The following is an 18,888-nucleotide window of genomic DNA, read 5'->3' as shown; positions in this document are numbered from 1 at the left end:
TGGATCCTGCTCTGGCCTTACAGCCTGCCTTCATCACCCAATCGCAGCCACATGCGACGCAGATCCCCGCCCGCTAATCTTTGAACGGTAAAGGATGTTCCTGATGACCAAAAAAATGTCTGCGCTGGCGCTGCTCGTCGCTGCTTCTCTTTCCGGCTGTGCAGCGCAGAAAGCGGCCACACCCGCCCCGGCTCCTGAGAAAACCGTTACCGCCCCGGCGCAAACGGACGTGTTAAAACGCGACCTGGCTGATGGCCTGTACGAGATGGTGCTTAACCCGAAAGGCGATGCGCTGTTCGTTGCCAGCGCGGAAGGGTTCAAGGATGTGCAGGGTGGGGTGATCTATAAGCTTGATCCTGCCACGCTGAAAACCCTCGGGCGCAGCCATACCGATCTGAAAAACTTTGCGATGACGATCTCCCCGGACGGGCAGACCCTGTATGTGACCAACTCGCTGGACGGTGGCATTAGCGCCATCAGCACCGCGGACGGCAAAATCCAACAGCGCCTGATGTTCACCGAGCGCAACAAAGAGGGATTCCCGTTCGGCGCGCGCGAAATCATGCTCCACGACGGCACGCTGTACGTTGGCGGCGTGGGCGATCCGGGCGTGATTTGGGTGGTTGATGCGAAAACGCTGAAGCTGAAAAAAACCATCAAGAATGCCGGACAGTGGGTGACCGGGCTGCTGTGGTCTGAACAGACGGACCGGATTTACGCGGCTAACGGCGGCGGCGAGATCCTCGTCATCAATCCGCGCAGCAACAAAATCGAAAAACGCTGGAAACCGCTGGGCGACAAGCCTGCGCTGCTGCTGAACCTGGCGGAAGATACTGCCACCGGTCATCTGTTTGTCACCGACAATTCCAAAGCCAAAACCACGCTGGTGGTGAATATCCGCACCGGTGAGCTGATCAAACAGCTGGAAGTGGGCGATTCGCTGGCGGTGAAATTCAACGCCAAACGCAATGAGCTGTACATCACTCAGCGAGAAAGCGGAAAACTACTAAGCCTGGACGCCACCACTTTTGCCGTGAAGCATTCGTGGGATCTGCCGCCGAATCCGAACAGCCTGCTGCTCTCGGCCGATGGCCAGACCCTGTTCGTCACCGTTAAACAGCCTTTCAATAAAGATCACTCCACTAACGGGCCGGACAGCGTCGTTCGCATTTCGCTTAACTAAATTCTAAGGCCCGGCGACGGGCCAATCTTGCGCGCACTTTTGATGAGTTATTTATGAACAACACCACAATGCATAAAACGCTGCTGGCGCTCGCTATCGGCGCGGCTACGCACTCCGCCCTGGCGGCGGATACCAAAAAAGAGGACACCATCGTCGTCCAGTCATCCGCCGCCAGCAATTTTAAGCCCGGCGGCGACCAGCTGGTGCCCGCCTTCCTTGACGGACAGGTTGCCAACGGTGGACGCATGGGGATGCTCGGCCAGCAGAACGCCATGGACGTACCGTTCAACATCATCAGCTACACCTCGAAGCTGGTGGAAGACCAGCAGGCGAAAACTATCGCCGACGTGGTCGCTAATGATGCGGGCGTGCAGTTTGTGCAGGGTTACGGCAACAGCGCGGAGAGTTTCCGTATTCGCGGGCTAAAATTCGACGGCGATGACATGACCTTTGGCGGCCTCTCTGGCGTGCTGCCGCGCCAGGTTGTCGACGCGCAGATGGTTGACCGGATTGAGATCTTCAAAGGGGCCAACTCTCTGATGAACGGTGCCGCCAGTTCCGGCGTCGGAGGGATGATCAACCTTGAGCCGAAACACGCGGGCGACACGCCGCAGGCCAAAGTCGGCGTGGACTACACCTCGGATTCCCAGGTAGGGACAACCCTGGACGCAGGCCGTCGCTTTGGCGACAACGATCGGTTTGGTGCACGCGTAAACCTGGTTCACCGTGAAGGGGAAACGCCTGTCGCCAACGATCGCCGCCGCACCACCTTGCTCTCGACCGGGCTGGATTACAAAGGCGACCAGTTCCGCACCTCGCTGGATCTGGGGTATCAGAAGAAAACCTTCCACGGCAGCCCGACCAGCGTCAACATCTCGGCGGTGGATTTCGTGCCGGAGCCGCCGAAAAACGACCGTAACTTCTCCCAGAAGTGGGCCTACAGCAATATCGAAAACGAATTCGGCATGTGGCGCAGCGAGTACGATATCACCGACAGTTGGACGGCCTACACCGGCCTGGGCGCACAGCACGCGCATGAAGAAGGGCTTTACAGCGCGCCGAAGCTGCTGGACAAGAGCGGCACGGCCACGGCCAGCCGGCTCGATACCAATCGAATCAGCGATTCCGTCAGCGGGATGGCGGGCATTCGCGGCAACTTTGATACCGGCTTCGTGTCGCACAAGGTCAACGTCGGGTATTCCGCGATGACCAAAAACGAGAAAATTGCGTGGAAAATGTCGGCGGCGGCAGATAACCCGTACACCAACATCTATCACAATACCGGCGTCGACGCGCCGGACAGCACTAACTTCAACGGGTCTGGCGGGAAATACAGCGATCCGTTGACCAGCGGGCGCACCCGCACACAGGGCTGGCTGCTGAGCGATACGCTGGGCGTGCTGGACGACAAACTGCTGTTCACCGCCGGAGCGCGTCATCAGAAAGTGGTTATTCGCGGCTACAACAAAATCACCGGGGCGGAAAATGCGGCAGACAGTTTCGACGGCAGTCGCTGGATGCCCACCTACGGCGTTGTTTACAAACCCTGGGATGAGATCTCTCTTTACGCCAACCACACCGAAGCGCTGCAGCCGGGCGAAACCGCGCCCAACACCGCCGTTAACTACGGCCAGAGCACCGGTATCGTGCACTCTAAGCAGAACGAAGTGGGCGTGAAGGCCGACTTTGGCCGCGTGGGCGGCTCCCTGGCGTTGTTCGAAATCAAAATGCCGTCGGCGATCCTCGACAGCGAAACCAAACGCTACGGGCTGGATGCAGAGCAGCGCAACCGCGGCGTCGAGCTGAACGTCTTCGGTGAGCCGATGCTGGGGATGCGCCTGAACGCCAGCGCCACCTGGCTGCAGGCGGAATTAACCAAAACCAACAACGGCCTCAACCAGGGCAACGATGCGATCGGCATTCCAAACTTCTATGCCGTACTGGGCGCGGAATACGACATCAAGCCTATCGATGGCCTGACCGCGACCGCGCGCGTGAACCACTCCGGCACGCAGTACGCCGACCTGGCTAACAGCAAAAAGCTGGACAGTTACACCACGCTGGATCTCGGCATGCGCTATCGCTTCGCCGTTAACCACAATGAAAACCAGATGACCGTTCGTGCGGGCATCGACAACGTGACCAATGAAAATTACTGGACCAGCGTTGACGATTCCGGCACTTACGTCACTCAGGGCGAACCGCGCACCTTTAAGGTGTCGGTGGGCTATGAGTTCTAGGTTCCACCTCGTTATCGGGGCAGGGATGCCCCAATCCCTTGCTACCTCCAGCATGAAGTGTTAAAACGTGCCCCTTCTAAAAAAGAGACAGGGGTAGGACGTGAAAGACGCGTCATCCGCTTCAGGCAACGACAGCCCTGAAGCCCCGTCGGATCAGCATCCGACGCTGCAACGTGGTTTGCAAAATCGACATATACAGTTAATTGCCCTGGGCGGCGCGATCGGCACCGGGCTGTTCCTCGGCATCGGTCCCGCCATTCAGATTGCAGGTCCTGCGGTATTGCTGGGCTACGCCATCGCCGGGATCATCGCCTTCCTGATCATGCGCCAGCTCGGCGAGATGGTTGTCGAAGAGCCGGTTTCTGGGTCGTTCGCCCACTTTGCCTACAAATACTGGGGGCCGTTCGCGGGGTTCCTCTCCGGCTGGAACTACTGGGTGATGTTTGTGCTGGTAGGCATGGCTGAACTGACCGCCGCCGGCATCTATATGCAGTACTGGCTCCCGGACGTCCCGACGTGGATTTGGGCCGCCGCCTTCTTCATCATCATTAATGCGGTTAACCTGGTTAACGTGCGCCTGTACGGTGAAACCGAGTTCTGGTTTGCGCTGATCAAAGTACTGGCGATTATCGGCATGATCGGCTTTGGCCTGTGGCTGCTGTTCTCCGGTCACGGCGGCGAGCGCGCCACGATCGACAACCTCTGGCAGCACGGCGGCTTCCTGGCGACGGGCTGGAAGGGGCTGATCCTGTCTCTGGCGGTGATCATGTTCTCCTTCGGCGGGCTGGAGCTTATCGGGATTACCGCCGCCGAAGCGCGCGACCCGCATAAAAGCATCCCGAAAGCGGTCAACCAGGTGGTGTACCGTATCCTGCTGTTTTACATCGGCTCGCTGGTGGTGCTGCTGGCGCTCTATCCATGGGTGGAAGTGAAATCTGACAGCAGTCCGTTCGTGATGATTTTCCACGATCTGAACAGCAACGTGGTGGCGTCTGCGCTGAACTTCGTGATCCTTGTGGCATCCCTGTCGGTCTATAACAGCGGCGTGTATTCCAACAGCCGTATGCTGTTTGGCCTCTCCGTCCAGGGTAACGCACCGAAGTTCCTGACTCGCGTCAGCCGTCGCGGCGTGCCGGTGAATTCGCTGCTGCTCTCCGGCGCGATTACGTCGCTGGTGGTGCTGATCAACTACCTGCTGCCGAAAGAGGCGTTCGGCCTGCTGATGGCGCTGGTGGTTGCCACGCTGCTGCTGAACTGGATCATGATCTGCCTGGCGCACCTGCGTTTTCGTGCGGCAATGCGACGTAAGGGCCGCGAGACGCAGTTTAAGGCGCTGCTCTACCCGGCGGGGAACTACATCTGTATCGCCTTCCTGGCGATGATCCTCGTGCTGATGTGCACCATCGACGACATGCGTTTGTCCGCCATGCTGCTGCCGGTGTGGGTGGTCTTCCTGTTTGTGGCGTTCAAGCTGTCACGTAAAAAGTGATGCGTGTTTTCTCCCTCTCCCTGTGGGAGAGAGTTGGGGTGAGGGCATCAGACCGCACGTAATCCTTTGCCCGGTGGCGCTACGCTTACCGGGCCTATACGTGGTAGGGTTTTCTCCCTCTCCCTGTGGGAGAGGGTTGGGGTGAGGGCACCAGACCGCACGTAATCCTTTGCCCGGTGGCGCTGCGCTTACCGGGCCTACACGTGGTAGGGGTATGCCTCCCCCTCCCTGTGGGAGAGGGTTGAGGTGAGGGCACCAGACCGCACGTAATCCTTTGCCCGGTGGCGCTGCGCTTACCGGGCCTACACGTGGTAGGGGTTTGCCTCCCTCTCCCTGTGGGAGAGGGTTGGGGTGAGGGCACCAGACCGCACGTAATCCTTTGCCCGGTGGCGCTGCGCTTACCGGGCCTACACGTCATTACCCAACCAGCAAACGCGTCTTCTTTATCGTGACCCCTCTCCCAAATCCGTCTCGATCCCCAGGATCTTTGTTTTGTAATCGATTACTTTTTAATTGAACCGTTTTGTAATCGATTACTTTCTCTGGGTGAGGCTTATCATGGTGTCAACAACCGAAAGTCGTGGACAGGCGATAGGGCAGCACCGGCTGCTGGTGCCGCGTTTGTCGCTGATGATGTTTCTGCAGTTTTTTATCTGGGGCAGCTGGTCGGTCACGCTCGGCCTGGTAATGACCCAGCACAACATGTCTTTGCTGATTGGCGATGCGTTTTCCGCCGGGCCAATCGCCTCCATTCTCTCGCCGTTTGTACTTGGTATGCTGGTGGATCGCTTCTTTGCCTCGCAGAAGGTGATGGCGGTGATGCACCTCGCGGGCGCGGCGATCCTGTGGTTCGTTCCCGGCGCGCTTATTGCACAAAACGGCGCATTGCTGATTGGCCTGCTCTTTGGCTATACGCTCTGCTACATGCCAACGCTGGCGCTGACCAACAACATCGCGTTTCACAGCCTGGCGAACGTCGATAAAACCTTCCCGGTGGTGCGCGTGTTTGGCACCATCGGCTGGATCGTGGCGGGGATATTTATCGGCGTGACCGGCGTGGCTTCAAGCGTCACCATCTTTCAGGTGGCGGCCGCCAGCTCCGTGCTACTGGCGCTTTATAGCCTGACGCTGCCGCACACGCCCGCGCCGGCGAAAGGCCTGCCGGTTAAAGTGCGCGATCTCTTCTGCGCGGACGCCTTTGCGCTGCTCAAAACGCGCCACTTCCTGGTCTTCTCCGTCTGCGCGATGCTGATCTCCGTACCGCTCGGTACCTATTACGCCTATACCGCCTCGTATCTCGCAGATGCGGGCATTGCCGACGTCAGCACCGCCATGTCCTTCGGGCAGATGTCCGAGATCTTCTTCATGCTGGTGATCCCGCTGCTGTTCCGCCGTCTGGGCGTGAAATACATGCTGCTCATTGGCATGCTGGCGTGGTTCGTGCGTTACGCCATGTTCGCGATGGGCGTCAGTGAAGAGGGGCGCATCCTGCTCTACCTCGGCATTCTGCTCCACGGCGTCTGCTACGATTTCTTCTTTGTGGTGGGCTTTATCTATACCGACCGCGTGGCGGGCGAAAAGGTTAAAGGCCAGGCCCAGAGCATGATCGTCATGTTCACCTACGGTATCGGGATGCTGCTCGGCTCGCAGATATCCGGCGCGCTGTATAACCGTCTGGTGGCGGGTCAACCTGTGCCGCAGGCGTGGGTCACATTCTGGTGGATCCCGGCGGTGGCTGCCGCGGCGATTGCACTCATTTTCCTTTTCACGTTCAGGTATGACGATGACAAGGCGTAAGGTTCAGGAGGTGGTATGAGGACGATAAAAGGACCCGGGATTTTTCTGTCGCAGTTTATCGGCGGGGACGCGCCGTTTAACTCGCTGGACGGGCTGGCAAGCTGGGCAGCAGGGAAGGGCTACAAAGCCCTGCAAATTCCCTGTAACCATCCGCACATTTTTAACGTGGAGAACGCGGCAGAAAGCCAGGCCTACTGCGACGACATTACCGGTAAGCTGGCGGAACACGGGCTGGTGATAAGCGAACTGTCGACCCATCTTGAAGGCCAGCTGGTTGCGGTGAGCGATGTTTACAGCGACGCGTTTGACCACTTCGCCCCGGTCAGCGTGCGCGGTAACGACGCGGCGCGCCAGGCCTGGGCAACGGAGAAACTCACACAGGCGGCGGTGGCCTCCGCCAGGCTGGGGTTAAAGGCGCACGCGACGTTCTCCGGCTCGCTGGCCTGGCCGTTTTTCTATCCGTGGCCGCCGCACAACGCGCAGCGGTTTCAGGCGGCGTTTCAGGAACTGGCAAGCCGCTGGCGGCCCATTCTCGACGCCTTCGATGAACAGGGCGTGGACGTCTGTTTTGAGTTGCATCCGGGGGAAGACCTGCACGACGGCGTAACCTTCGAGCGTTTTCTGGCGCTGCTTGATAACCATCCGCGCTGCAACATTCTCTACGATCCCAGTCACATGCTGTTGCAGCAGATGGATTACCTGACCTTTATCGACATCTACCACGCGCGCATCAAAGCGTTCCACGTCAAGGATGCGGAATTTCGCCCCAACGGGCGCAGCGGCGTATACGGCGGCTACCAGCCGTGGATCGATCGCGCCGGGCGTTTCCGTTCGCTCGGCGACGGGCAGATCGACTTCAAGGGTATCTTCAGCAAGCTGACCCAGTACGACTACGACGGCTGGGCGGTGCTGGAGTGGGAGTGCTGCCTGAAGGATGGCGATACTGGTGCCCGCGAAGGCAGCGAGTTTATCCGCCGCCATATCATTCCGGTTTCCGGGCGGGCGTTTGATGATTTCGCCGCAGGAGGCAGCCATGATTAACGTCGGTATTATCGGCAGCGGCTTTATCGGCCCGGCCCATATTGAGGCGCTGCGCCGTCTCGGTGTGGTGCAGGTTGTCGCGCTGTGCGACAGCTCGCTCGCGCAGGCGCAGGAAAAGGCGCGCGCGCTTAACGTCCCCCACGCTTATGGCCGCGTGGAGGATCTGCTTGCGCACCCGGATCTGCACGTGGTGCACAACTGCACGCCAAACCACCTGCACGCCGCGATTAACCGCCAGATTTTACGCGCTGGTAAGCATCTGTTTTCCGAAAAACCGCTGTGTATGACGCCGGACGAGGCGCGCGAGCTGGTGGCGCTGGCGGAGCAGGCGGGTGTAATACACGGCGTAAGCTTTGTCTATCGCCAGTTTGCGATGGTGCGTCAGGCGGCGAGCATGATGCGCGCGGGTAGCCTCGGGCGACTGTTTGCTGCACACGGCAGCTACCTGCAGGACTGGATGCTGCTGGAAACCGACTACAACTGGCGGGTGGATGCCGCGCTCGGCGGCGCATCCCGCGCGGTGGCGGACATCGGCTCTCACTGGTGTGATACCGTACAGTTTGTGACCGGGCGGCGTATCACCGAGGTGATGGCCGATCTCTCTATCGTCTGGCAGACGCGCAAGGCCAGCGTGGCGGGAAATCAGACCTTCAGCCACGATCCACTCGCGGCGTATGAGGACAAACCGGTCACTACCGAAGATTTTGGCTCCGTGCTGATCCGCTTCGACGACGGCAGCAAGGGCAGTTTTAGCGTCTCGCAGGTCAGCGCCGGGCGTAAAAACCGCCTGACGCTGGAAATCAACGGCAGCGAGATGTCGGTGGCGTGGGATCAGGAGGTGCCGCAGCAGCTGTGGGTGGGGCATCGCGCGCAGGCAAACGAGATCCTCACCGACGACCCCGGTCTGATGAACCGCGACGCGGCCGACAGCGCCCACTTCCCCGGCGGCCATATCGAGGGCTGGCCGGATGCCTTCAAAAACATGATGGCGCAGTTCTACCGCGCCGTGCAGGCGGGCAGCATGCCCGTGCAGCCGCTGTTTGCGACCTTCCACGACGGCGCAAACGTCATGTACATCATTGATGCCATTGTAAAAAGCCATCAGCAGCAGCGCTGGGTGAGGGTGGAACGATGACGTGCTGCCCGGTTCGCCGGGCCGCGAAATTATGATAGCCTGCATAAAACGCTAACCGCAGGATGTGTCGTCGCTATGTCAATTCAGAAAATCGCTCAACTGGCCGGGGTGTCCGTGGCGACGGTTTCTCGTGTGCTGAACAACAGCGACACGGTTAAAGCGAAAAACCGCGAGCGCGTCCTGCAGGCGATCCGGGAGAGCAACTACCAGCCGAACCTGCTGGCGCGCCAGCTGCGCACCGCCCGCAGCTATATGATTCTGGTGATGGTTTCGAACATCGCCAACCCGTTCTGTGCCGAGGTGGTCAAGGGCATCGAAGAAGAGGCCGAAAAGAACGGCTACCGCATTTTACTCTGCAATTCCGGCTCGGACATCGAACGCTCCCGCTCGGGGTTAAGCCTGCTGACGGGGAAAATCGTCGACGGGATTATCACCATGGATGCGTTCTCGAAGCTGCCGGAACTCTCCGCGCTTATCGGCAACGCGCCGTGGGTGCAGTGCGCGGAATACGCCGATGCCGGGGCGGTGTCCTGCGTCGGCATTAACGACGTCGATGCTTCGCAGCACGTCGTCAGCCAGCTTGCCGAACGCGGGTGCACGCGCATTGCGCTGATCAACCACGACCTCAGCTACAAGTATGCCCGCCTGCGCGAGCGCGGCTACAAGAGCGTGATCCACCTGCGCGATCTCGATTATCAGGCGGTTGAATACGCCAGCGATCTCAGTTCCGGCGCCGGGATGGCGGCGATGCAAAAACTGTTGAAGGAGGATCCGCCGGACGCGGTATTCGCGGTTTCCGATACTCTGGCGGCAGGTGCGCTGCGCGCTATTCAGCAGGCAGGGCTGCGGGTACCGGAGGATATTGCAGTGGTGGGGTTTGACGGTACGGAGCTGGCGGAGATGATCTCGCTTACCACCATTGAACAGCCGTCGCGGGATATCGGGCGCAAGGCTGTCGATCTGCTGTTAAATAAGATCGACAACCCCGATGCGCCCACGGAAAGAGTGATGATGGACTGGCGCTTTATTTCCCGCGCCAGCGCCTGATTAGTTTGCTGAAACAACCGCCAGCGAGCGAATATCGTTCCCGGTTGGCGACTGATGGATCCGCAGACCAAACTCATCCACCACGGCAAAAATATGGTCGAAGATATCGGCCTGGATATCTTCATATTCCGCCCAGACCACCGTATTGGTGAAGGCATATATTTCAACAGGCAGACCGTTGGCATCCGGCGCGAGCTGGCGCACCATCAATGTCATATCTTTACGGATACGCGGGTGGTTGCGCAGATATTCATTCAGATAGGCGCGGAAGGTGCCGATATTGGTCATCTTGCGCAGGTTTAATACCGATTCCCCTTCGCCGTTTTGCTGATTCCACAGGTTAATTTCCTCATGACGCGCGGCCAGATAAGGTTTCAGCAGCTTCGCCTGAATCAGTTTCTGCTGCTCCTGCTCGTCGAGGAAATGAATGCTGGTGGTATCAATATTCAGGCTGCGCTTAATGCGGCGACCGCCCGAAGCTGACATGCCGCTCCAGTTGATGAACGCGTCGGACACCAGCGCCCACGTCGGAATGGTGGTGATGGTGTTATCGAAATTACGCACCTTCACGGTGGTCAGGCCGATGTCCGTCACCGTGCCGTTAGCGCCATATTTCGGCATCTCCAGCCAGTCGCCGAGCTTGAGCATATCGTTAGCCGAAAGCTGAATGCCCGCCACAAGGCCAAGGATCGGGTCTTTAAACACCAGCATCAGGACCGCGGCCATGGCACCCAGGCCACTAATCAGAATCGCGGGAGACTGACCGATCAGCAGGGAGATAATCAAAATCCCGACCAGAATGGCGCTCACCAGCTTAACGCCCTGGAAAATGCCTTTCAGCGGCAGCTGGGACGCGGTCGCCATTTTTTGCGACAGATTAAAGATCACGTCCAGCAGCGAGAAGAAGGACAACAGGGCATACACCATCACCCACAGCTTCGCGCAGGTGGTGAGTATTTCCGCCGCTTCACTGCCTTTTTGTAACCACAGCGCCGCCTGAACGTTGACGATTATCCCCTGAATGGTAAAGGCCAGACGGTGAAATAACTTATTCTGGGTAATGATTTGCAGCCACAAATGGCTGCTGGCCTGCGCACGCTTTTCAAAGGCGCGCAGCACCAGTTTGTGCAATATAAAATGCACGATAAGGGCAGTCAGAAAAATAATACCAAAGATAATCACCAGCGATGTGGTGTGATTAATTTCAATCCCTAACTCTTCAACCTGAGCAATTAATTCCTGCATAACATCTCCTGTATTGTTGCAGCCCCATAATGGCGGCTGCGGATATATTATGCAAATTCTGGCGCATTACTTCGTCGCGTGGCAGGTCGTGATCACCGGCAGGCACAGGCGATGGCGCATACGCACCGTTGCCAGCGCAAGGGCAATCATCATTGCCGTTTCCACCATCAGGAAGACGTTGACCGCCTGCGTGTAATCCCCGTGGTGGCTTTGCAGCGCGTGCAGCAAAATCGCACCGAAAATCGCCGGGCCAAGCCCCAGCGCCGCCTGTTGAAGCGTACTCAAAATGGCGCTTGCTGCGCCCGCGTCGTCCGGCTGGATATCGCGCATCCCGATACGGTAGAAGCTGTTCACAATTAACGCCTGCCCGTAACCGACCAGCCCGGTCGCCGGTGCCAGCGTCAGGGCCGTATTGTTCATCCCCCAGTGGCGGAAGGTGGCGATCAGCGCCAGCAGGCCGAGGATCTGGATCGCCAGGCCGCCCAGCAGAAGGGTGCTGGTGCGGTAACGGGCAATCAGGCGCGGGGCAAACCACGCGGAGACAAAATAGGTCACCCCCAGCGCGATGAAGCTGTTCCCCGACTGCCACGGTGCCATGCCAAGACCGGTCTGCATGGTCAGCGCCATACAGAACATAAAGCCGGACCAGACGCTGAAAAAGAGCATCGCGATCAGCACGCCAAAGCGGATGCTCGCAAGCTGCATCAGGCGCGGCGGGATCAGCGGGTGGGCATCTTCGCGCTCTTTTTTACGCGCATTCAGCACCATCAGCCAGGCCAGCGGGATAATGGCAATCAGTGCAGCCTTCAGCGGCCACGACCAGTGCCACTGCGGACCGAGCGCCATCGGGAACAACAGGCAGCAGAGGATCATCGCCAGCAACGCGGTGCCCGTCCAGTCGATGCGCGACGGCGTTTCGCGGCGGGTTTCCGGTACATAGCGGCGGCTTAACGCCAGCACCACCAGACAAATGGGGACGTTGATGAAGAAGGCGTTGCGCCAGCCCAGCCCGGCGATATCCGCCGATACCAGCCAGCCGCCGCCCATCTGGCCGACGATAAAAGCTATTCCGCCGATACCGCCGAACAGGCTAATGGCTTTGGCGTGCGACGGCCCTTTTAACGTCACATGCAGCGTGGCGAGAATTTGCGGCACGATCAGCGCCGCCCCGGCACCCTGAACGATGCGCGCGGCAAGCAGTTGTTCGATGTTGCCCGCCATCCCGCACAGCAGCGAGGCCAGTCCAAAGCTCGCCACGCCCCACATAAACAGACGACGGCGACCGTGGTTATCCCCGAGCTTGCTGCCGAGCGCCAGGCAGACGGCGAAGGCCACGCCGTAAAGCGCGACAATCAGCTCCAGTTCTGTGGCGGTGGCGTGTAGCGAATGGGTGATGGAGTCCAGCGCGACGTTGGTGATTGAGGTATCGATAAGCGGCAGCATCTGCCCGGTTAACAGCAGTATCAGGCCTGCACGACCTGGTGAAATAACTGACCTGTTCATGGTAACTCCATTGCGTCAAACGGCGTAGAGACGTAGCATCGTCTATCTGATAAACGGGTACCAGTTCTTGCTTATACTGGTACTGGCACTACCATGCAGGGGGATTTATGGCGCTGATGTCTGAACCTGTCACCTCGCTTCAGGATGACACCCGAAAACAGCTCGGGGCATTTTTACGCGCACGGCGCGAAAGCCTCGACCCGCAGCGTCTCGGCTTGCCGCGCAGCGGGCGTCGCCGCACGCCGGGCTTGCGCCGTGAAGAGGTGGCGATGCTCGCAGACGTGGGCGTAACCTGGTACACCTGGCTGGAGCAGGGCAGGGACGTCAATCCGTCGAGCGCGGTGATGGCAGCTGTTGCTAAAGCGCTGCAATGCACCCCGACCGAAGCCCGCCATCTTTTCGTGCTGGCCGGATTACCGCCGGGTGAAGCACCGCAGGCGGTCTGCTGCGAGGGGATCAGCGAAGGCACGCGCCGCCTGCTTGATACCCTGATGCCAAAGCCCGCCAGCATCCAGAAACCAAACTTTGATATCGTGGCGTGGAACGATAGCTTTGGTCATTTGATGGGCGTCGATTTCAACGACATCCCGCCGGAAGATCGCAACTGTATTTACCTGTTCCTCACCCATCCGGCGTGGCGCGCAAGGCTGGGCAAGCGCGACGACGTGCTGCCGATCTTCGTCTCCTACTTCCGCGCGGCAATGGCTGAGCACCGGGGCGATCCGCAGTGGGAAGCCAAACTGGCGCGCTTTTTTGCGGTTTCAGATGAGTTTCAAACCCTGTGGCACCAGCGCAACGACGTGCGCGGTGTGGAAAACCAGCTCAAGCTGTTTACCCATCCTGAGCTGGGGGATTTTCATTTACAGCAGATGTACTGGTACTCAGCGCCGCGCAACGGCTCGCGGCTGCTGGTGTACCTCCCGGTGGACGAGGCAGGGGAGAGAGTCATGGACTGGCTGGCGGAGCAGGCAAAATGAACGTGACGCGCAAGCAGGAGCGGGTTTTACGCCGGGCGCTCGCGGCGTGGGAACAGGATGGGGCATTAACACCCGACGAACATCAGCGTCTGGCCGGAACCCTGAGGCGCGTAACGATGGACTGGCAGCGGCTAAGCCGCTACGCCTTCTGGACCGCGCTCGCCTGCGTGATCATCGCCATCGGCAGCCTGTTTGCCGATAGCGAGTTGATGGCGCGCATTATCGCATTTTTCTCTTCTTCCTTTATCGCCCGCATCGGTCTGCCTCTGCTTGCCGCCGTGCTGTTTTACCTGTGGGGCTTCAGCCGCCAGCGGCGAGAAACCCCGTGGCACTACAGCACGGAAGCCATCCTGTTCCTCGGGGTGTTCTTTACCGCCATTGCCCTGTGGCAGCTTGGTGAACGTCTTGATAACGGCAGCGGCCACGTTGCGCCGTTGTTCCTGGCCGGGTGTGCGGTTTACGGCCTGGTTGGCTATTTCGGGCGCTCGGGGCTGGTCTGGCTCTTCTTTTTGCTTTCGCTCGGCAACTGGTTCGGTGCCGAAACGGGCTATATGTCCGGCTGGGGAGCGTACTGGCTGGGCATGAGCTACCCGGTGCGCTTTATCGTCTTCGGCGGCGTGCTGCTGGCGCTGTGCTATGTCCTGCGCGGCGTACTGCAACCCCGCCACCTCTATACCACCAGTAAGGCGATGGGGCTGACGTATCTGTTTGTCGCCCTGTGGATCCTGTCGATTTTTGGCAACAACGATATCGACAGCTGGTACGGCGTCACGCAGTCATCGCTGCTGCCGTGGGCGCTGCTCTTCGCCGTGGCGGCGGTGCTGTGCATTTTCATCAGCCTGAAAACCGACGACGGCATGCTGCGCGGTTTTGGCCTGACCTTCCTCGCCATCAATCTCTATACCCGCTATTTCGAATATTTCTGGGAGGGGATGAACAAGGTCGTGTTCTTCCTGATTCTAGCGGCATCGCTGGCGGTGATTGGTCGCTATGCGGAAAAAATCTGGCATGCCGGGAGCAGGGAAAAATAGTTTTTTGCGAGGGGCTTTCAGGGAATAAGCGAGAGTCCAGCATCTCCTGAATGATGCAGGTAAGGTAAATAACGAAAGGCAAAATTAGCCTTTAATGCAAATTGCCTTATATGTTAATATTTTCAGGGATGAATAAAGATGTTCAGATTCATCGTCCATGAGGCCGTGAGGGAAGAGATCCTCGCGTTGCCCGCCGTGGTTCAGGCGAAACTGATTCGCCAGCTTGATAAATTACGCGCTAATCCGACGGTTTTGCGTGAGCCTGACAGCAAGCCATTGCCGCATGGCTTGTTTGAAATACGCACCGTCGGGCTTATGCAGAGCCGTGGGATATACGTCTACCAGCGTGAGAGAACCCTTTTTCTTTTGCGCGTGTTTATCAAGAAGACGCAGAAAACGCCGTCTGCGGAGATAAGTCTGGCACTGAAACGGCAACAGGAGATGTTGGATGAGCAAGAAAATAATCGACTGGGATGAGTTGAGAACCGAGCTGTTAAGCCACGCAGACGTGCAGGCCGCATTTAACTCAGAAGAGCGCAAAGCGCGTCTGCAGGAGATGCTGGCGCAGTGGCGAAGCCATGCAGGCCTGACGCGTGCACAGGTTGCGGAACGGATGGGGGTCAGTGCGCCAACGGTGTCACGAATGGAAGCCAATATCACGCGAGCAAGCCTTGATACGTTAACGCGTTATGCGCTGGTATGCGGGGTGAAGCATCCGCAGATTACGCTGTATTGAACCCTGTTCAACCTACTTGTAATGGGCCGCTACGCGCGGCCCATGGTTACTAGCACTCGGTCACAATGGTGCTCAGCGGCAGGCGAGATTTTGGCAGCGTGGCGTTGAAATCTTCCACGCTGTGGTGGCCAACCGGTACCACCACCAGGCTGGTGAAGCCTTTCTCTTTCAGGCCAAACTCTTCGTCGAGGATCGCCGCGTCGAAGCCTTCAATCGGCACCGCGTCCAGACCCATCGCGGCCACGCCCAGCAGGAAGTTACCCACGTTCAGGTAAACCTGTTTTGCCATCCACTGGTCGTCATCTTTCAGATCCACGCGGTGCATGTCTGCGAAGTAGCAGCGGCCTTTGTGGTTTGCGGCTTTCGCTTCCGGCGTGGCGAAACGCCCGTCAGCTTCTTCCTGATCCACCACGCGCTCCAGCCATGCATCGTCCATCGCGGTTTTGGCGCAGAACACCACCACGTGAGAGGCATCCAACATTTTGCGCTCGTTGAACACATAGGTACCCGCAGCAGATTTCGCCACGCGCGCTTTGCCTTCCTCAGTGCTGGCAACAATAAAGTGCCACGGCTGGGAGTTCGTGCTGGACGGGCTGTACTGCAGCAGGGTTTTGATTTTCTCCGCTTCTTCTGCGGTCAGTTTTTTGCTTGCGTCGAACGCCTTGGCAGAGTGGCGTTTCAGGGCGACAGAAATGATATCCATAACAACTCCTGGTAGTAAAAATCGCCCGCATGTGGGCGCGAAAGGAAAGCAGATTACAGGGCGACGCGGAAAAAGATAAGTGCGATTCGAGCGCTTATTCTGTTCGTCTCAGACGAACAATCAGACGGGGCGTATCCGCTTCTGGTCCTTTTTCGCCAGCTTATCGACGACCAGATTCCACGAATCGTGGATGAAATCGGTCACCACGTCGGGCGTGATATCGTCGGTGCCGTAGAGCGAAATCCAGTGCTTTTTATTCAGGTGATAGCCCGGCTCTACGCCGCGGTAGATCTGCTGATTGAGCAGCGATTTTTCCGGATCGGATTTCAGACTGACGTGCGGACGCCCGTGAGCGACCGCGACAAGCATAAAAATCTTGCCGCCGACTTTAAACACGTCGAACTCCGGGCCGAACGGCCAGCAGTGCTCGGTGAACGGCAGCGCCAGCGCCACGCGCATCGCGTGTTCCTGTAATGATTTACTGTCCATCGGTGTTCTCTATGGCGAGCGCGCGCCACATGGCCTCAAAGCCGAGGGCTTTAAAATCCACGGCACGGGACGGATCGCGGGTGGCGAATTCCATGGTGGTCTCGGCCAGCGACAGGAAGATGGCATCGCCGAAGGTTTTAAATTCGTCGGACATAAATACCGGGCGCACCGAGCGGCGGCACAGTTCATTCAGCTCCGGAAACATGTCGTGAACGGCCTGTTCGGTCTCAGTAGAAATTTTCTCGCTCACACCAAGCTGGCGGATCGCCCCGTGAGCCGCCGGGTTACGAATCCCCCAGTCCACATAGCTGTTCCAGATGTTACGGGTATGCTCTTTTGGCAGGGTGATCGAGCGGTCAAGGTTCGCCATCATGGTCTGGCAGAGATCCTGCTTCAGGTGCAGGTAGAGGGCATTCAGCAGATCGTCTTTGGTAGCAAAGTAGCGAAACAGAGTGCCTTCGGCGACCCCGGCACTACGGGCGATGGTCGCCGTTGAGGCGGCAATGCCTGACTGTGCAAATGCAGCGGTTGCTGCCTCCAGTAAGGCCTGTTTTTTATCTTCACTCTTCGGACGTGCCACCAAATTCTCCTCTTTGTCAATTGTAAAAAAACGTATTGAATCATGCGCGTCAGGCTGCTGCAACGCGGAATGTCAAAGTTCGAAAACATCTTGACGATATATTCATCGTATCTATAATGAGTGCTTACTCACTCATAATCAAGTGTCATCCGCGCAAACCATCGGAAGGGGCGCGTCGGCGAGTCGGGAAAATGAAAAAGCCTCTATTCATCTGCGTGGTGTTTGTCATGATTATTGCTTCAGCTGCAAGTTTACCCTTTGTCCTGAACGCCGGATTTGGCCAGCCGCCGCAGGGAGAACAGCTCTCCGGGTTGCAAGCTTCGCCCCAGTATCGCGACGGGGCGTTTCACAATGCACTGCCGACGCCGGGCTACAACGGCGACAAAAATATGCTGGTGGCGATGTGGGAGTTTCTGACGAAAAAAACCGAAAACGCCCGTCCCGCGCAGCCGTTGCCGCTGGTCAACACCGATCTCGCCAGCCTGCCGCTGGCGCAGGACACGCTGGTGTGGCTGGGGCACTCGTCCTGGTATCTGCAGTTAGCGGGGAAGCGCATCCTGATCGATCCGGTCCTGGGCAACTACGCCGCGCCGTTCTCGTTCCTCAACAAAGCCTTTGAGGGGGACTACCCGTGGCGTGCCGAGAGCATGCCCGAGATCGACCTGCTGATCATTTCGCACGATCACTATGACCATCTGGATTACGCCACCATCAAAGCGCTGCTGCCGAAGGTGAAGCGCGTGGTCACGCCGCTTGGCGTGGGTTCACATCTGCGCTACTGGGGGATGAACCCGACGATTATCGACGAGCGCGACTGGAACCAGTCGATACGCATCAGCGAGGCGCTGACCGTGCACGTTCTGCCTGCGCGCCACTTCTCCGGGCGCGGCATCAAACGCAACCAGACGCTGTGGGGCAGCTTTATGTTCGTCACGCCTGAACAGAAGGTGTACTACAGCGGTGACTCCGGCTACGGGCCGCATTTCCGGGATATTGGCGAGCAGTTTGGCGCAGTCGATCTCGCGATCATGGAAAACGGCCAGTATGACCAGGACTGGAAGTACATTCACATGCTGCCGGATGAAACGGCGCAGGCCGCAGCGGATCTCAATGCCAAAGCGGTGGTGCCGGGCCATAACGGACGGTTTGTGCTGGCGAAACATACCTGGAACGATCCGCTGATCCAGCTCGCAAAAGCCAGCCGCGACAAAGGCTATCGGCTGTTAACGCCGGAACTGGGCGAGCCGGTCCGCGTGAATGATACCGCTCAGCAATTTCGCCCGTGGTGGGAATAAATGATGAATCAAAGAGCAGAAGGAGAGCGCAACATGACTATTTCCGCTCAGGTTATCGACACTATCGTCGAATGGATCGACGACAACCTGCATCAGCCGCTGCGCATAGAAGAGATCGCCCGCCACGCGGGTTACTCGAAGTGGCATCTTCAGCGGCTGTTTATGCAGTACAAAGGAGAGAGTCTGGGGCGCTATATTCGCGAACGCAAGCTGCTGCTGGCGGCGCGCGACCTGCGCGAATCCGACGAGCGGGTGTATGACATCTGCCTGCGCTACGGCTTTGACTCGCAGCAGACCTTTACGCGTATTTTCACCCGCACGTTCCATCAGCCGCCCGGCGCTTACCGCAAGGAAAATCATACCCGGGCGCATTGAAAATAATTCCCATTTGCATTAG

The 18,888-nt window shown here is 58.4% G+C and carries 18 protein-coding genes; 13 read left to right on the top strand and 5 right to left on the bottom strand.

Translation table 11 applies throughout. The annotated features are described in order from the left end of the window. Positions 1 to 103: 103 nt before the first annotated feature. The 7 genes from FFS28_RS07085 (at position 104) to FFS28_RS07055 (ending at position 9,932) form a co-directional block, all read left to right on the top strand. Positions 104 to 1,183: a YncE family protein gene (locus tag FFS28_RS07085; RefSeq protein ID WP_137849153.1), complete on the top strand. Its 1,080-nt coding sequence runs from the start codon at positions 104 to 106 to the stop codon at positions 1,181 to 1,183. Between the two features lie 53 nt (positions 1,184 to 1,236). Then, positions 1,237 to 3,423, top strand: coding sequence for a TonB-dependent receptor (locus FFS28_RS07080; RefSeq protein WP_137849152.1), 2,187 nt, complete (start codon positions 1,237 to 1,239; stop codon positions 3,421 to 3,423). Between the two features lie 100 nt (positions 3,424 to 3,523). After that, positions 3,524 to 4,912: a phenylalanine transporter gene (pheP, locus tag FFS28_RS07075; RefSeq protein ID WP_137849151.1), complete on the top strand. Its 1,389-nt coding sequence runs from the start codon at positions 3,524 to 3,526 to the stop codon at positions 4,910 to 4,912. Between the two features lie 558 nt (positions 4,913 to 5,470). Beyond that, positions 5,471 to 6,709, top strand: a complete 1,239-nt coding sequence (locus FFS28_RS07070) for an MFS transporter (protein WP_042321419.1) — start codon at positions 5,471 to 5,473, stop codon at positions 6,707 to 6,709. Between the two features lie 15 nt (positions 6,710 to 6,724). Next, entirely contained in the window at positions 6,725 to 7,750 is a 1,026-nt protein-coding gene (locus tag FFS28_RS07065; RefSeq protein WP_137849150.1) for a sugar phosphate isomerase/epimerase family protein, read from the top strand. After that, on the top strand, positions 7,743 to 8,885 hold the full coding sequence (locus FFS28_RS07060) for a Gfo/Idh/MocA family protein (RefSeq protein WP_137849149.1): 1,143 nt from the start codon (positions 7,743 to 7,745) through the stop codon (positions 8,883 to 8,885). Before FFS28_RS07065 ends, FFS28_RS07060 begins: the two co-directional genes overlap by 8 nt. Positions 8,886 to 8,960: 75 nt before the next feature. Continuing rightward, complete coding sequence (locus FFS28_RS07055; protein ID WP_006177011.1) at positions 8,961 to 9,932, top strand: LacI family DNA-binding transcriptional regulator; 972 nt, start codon at positions 8,961 to 8,963, stop codon at positions 9,930 to 9,932. Here the strand turns inward: FFS28_RS07055 and FFS28_RS07050 are convergent, their stop codons facing one another. Together FFS28_RS07050 and FFS28_RS07045 are read right to left on the bottom strand one after the other, a co-directional pair. After that, on the bottom strand, positions 9,933 to 11,177 hold the full coding sequence (locus FFS28_RS07050) for a mechanosensitive ion channel family protein (protein ID WP_137849148.1): 1,245 nt from the start codon (positions 11,175 to 11,177) through the stop codon (positions 9,933 to 9,935). It abuts the gene before it with no gap. A 66-nt stretch (positions 11,178 to 11,243) separates the two neighbouring features. Beyond that, positions 11,244 to 12,680, bottom strand: a complete 1,437-nt coding sequence (locus tag FFS28_RS07045) for an MFS transporter (protein WP_137849147.1) — start codon at positions 12,678 to 12,680, stop codon at positions 11,244 to 11,246. A gap of 107 nt (positions 12,681 to 12,787) precedes the next feature. Here FFS28_RS07045 and FFS28_RS07040 point away from each other — a divergent pair, with 107 nt between their 5' ends. The 4 genes from FFS28_RS07040 to FFS28_RS07025 all read left to right on the top strand — a co-directional run bounded on the left by FFS28_RS07040 (position 12,788) and on the right by FFS28_RS07025 (position 15,424). Then, positions 12,788 to 13,657 (top strand): helix-turn-helix transcriptional regulator, encoded by an 870-nt coding sequence (locus tag FFS28_RS07040; protein ID WP_006177015.1) that lies wholly within the window; start codon positions 12,788 to 12,790, stop codon positions 13,655 to 13,657. Further along, the gene (locus FFS28_RS07035) at positions 13,654 to 14,688 is read left to right on the top strand and encodes a glycosyltransferase family protein (RefSeq protein WP_137849146.1); all 1,035 of its coding nucleotides are present in this window, start codon (positions 13,654 to 13,656) and stop codon (positions 14,686 to 14,688) included. Before FFS28_RS07040 ends, FFS28_RS07035 begins: the two co-directional genes overlap by 4 nt. A 138-nt stretch (positions 14,689 to 14,826) precedes the next feature. Next, positions 14,827 to 15,165, top strand: a complete 339-nt coding sequence (locus FFS28_RS07030; protein ID WP_137849145.1) for a type II toxin-antitoxin system RelE/ParE family toxin — start codon at positions 14,827 to 14,829, stop codon at positions 15,163 to 15,165. Then, complete coding sequence (locus FFS28_RS07025) at positions 15,137 to 15,424, top strand: helix-turn-helix domain-containing protein (RefSeq protein ID WP_137849144.1); 288 nt, start codon at positions 15,137 to 15,139, stop codon at positions 15,422 to 15,424. Before FFS28_RS07030 ends, FFS28_RS07025 begins: the two co-directional genes overlap by 29 nt. Before the next feature lie 49 nt (positions 15,425 to 15,473). Here the strand turns inward: FFS28_RS07025 and nfsB are convergent, their stop codons facing one another. The 3 genes from nfsB to FFS28_RS07010 form a co-directional block, all read right to left on the bottom strand. Continuing rightward, positions 15,474 to 16,127, bottom strand: coding sequence for an oxygen-insensitive NAD(P)H nitroreductase (gene nfsB / locus FFS28_RS07020; RefSeq protein WP_006177019.1), 654 nt, complete (start codon positions 16,125 to 16,127; stop codon positions 15,474 to 15,476). Between the two features lie 120 nt (positions 16,128 to 16,247). Next, the gene (locus FFS28_RS07015; RefSeq protein ID WP_137849143.1) at positions 16,248 to 16,616 is read right to left on the bottom strand and encodes an MmcQ/YjbR family DNA-binding protein; all 369 of its coding nucleotides are present in this window, start codon (positions 16,614 to 16,616) and stop codon (positions 16,248 to 16,250) included. Further along, a complete protein-coding gene (locus tag FFS28_RS07010; RefSeq protein WP_042320908.1) occupies positions 16,606 to 17,196 on the bottom strand; it encodes a TetR/AcrR family transcriptional regulator in 591 nt (196 codons plus the stop codon). The genes FFS28_RS07015 and FFS28_RS07010 overlap by 11 nt, the downstream gene beginning before the upstream one ends. 191 nt (positions 17,197 to 17,387) lie before the next feature. On the opposite strand from FFS28_RS07010, the gene FFS28_RS07005 reads away from it, so the two are divergent. Continuing rightward, the gene (locus FFS28_RS07005) at positions 17,388 to 18,491 is read left to right on the top strand and encodes a RomA family MBL fold metallo-hydrolase (protein WP_137849142.1); all 1,104 of its coding nucleotides are present in this window, start codon (positions 17,388 to 17,390) and stop codon (positions 18,489 to 18,491) included. A gap of 33 nt (positions 18,492 to 18,524) precedes the next feature. Continuing rightward, positions 18,525 to 18,866 (top strand): RamA family antibiotic efflux transcriptional regulator, encoded by a 342-nt coding sequence (locus tag FFS28_RS07000; RefSeq protein WP_088207746.1) that lies wholly within the window; start codon positions 18,525 to 18,527, stop codon positions 18,864 to 18,866. Positions 18,867 to 18,888 lie beyond the last annotated feature (22 nt).

The organism is Enterobacter sp. 2VL (assembly GCF_005503595.1).
Taxonomy (GTDB): Bacteria; Pseudomonadota; Gammaproteobacteria; order Enterobacterales; family Enterobacteriaceae; genus Enterobacter; species Enterobacter cancerogenus.
Note: the sequence above shows the minus strand (reverse complement) of the source record. Positions and strands in the feature narration are given on the sequence as shown.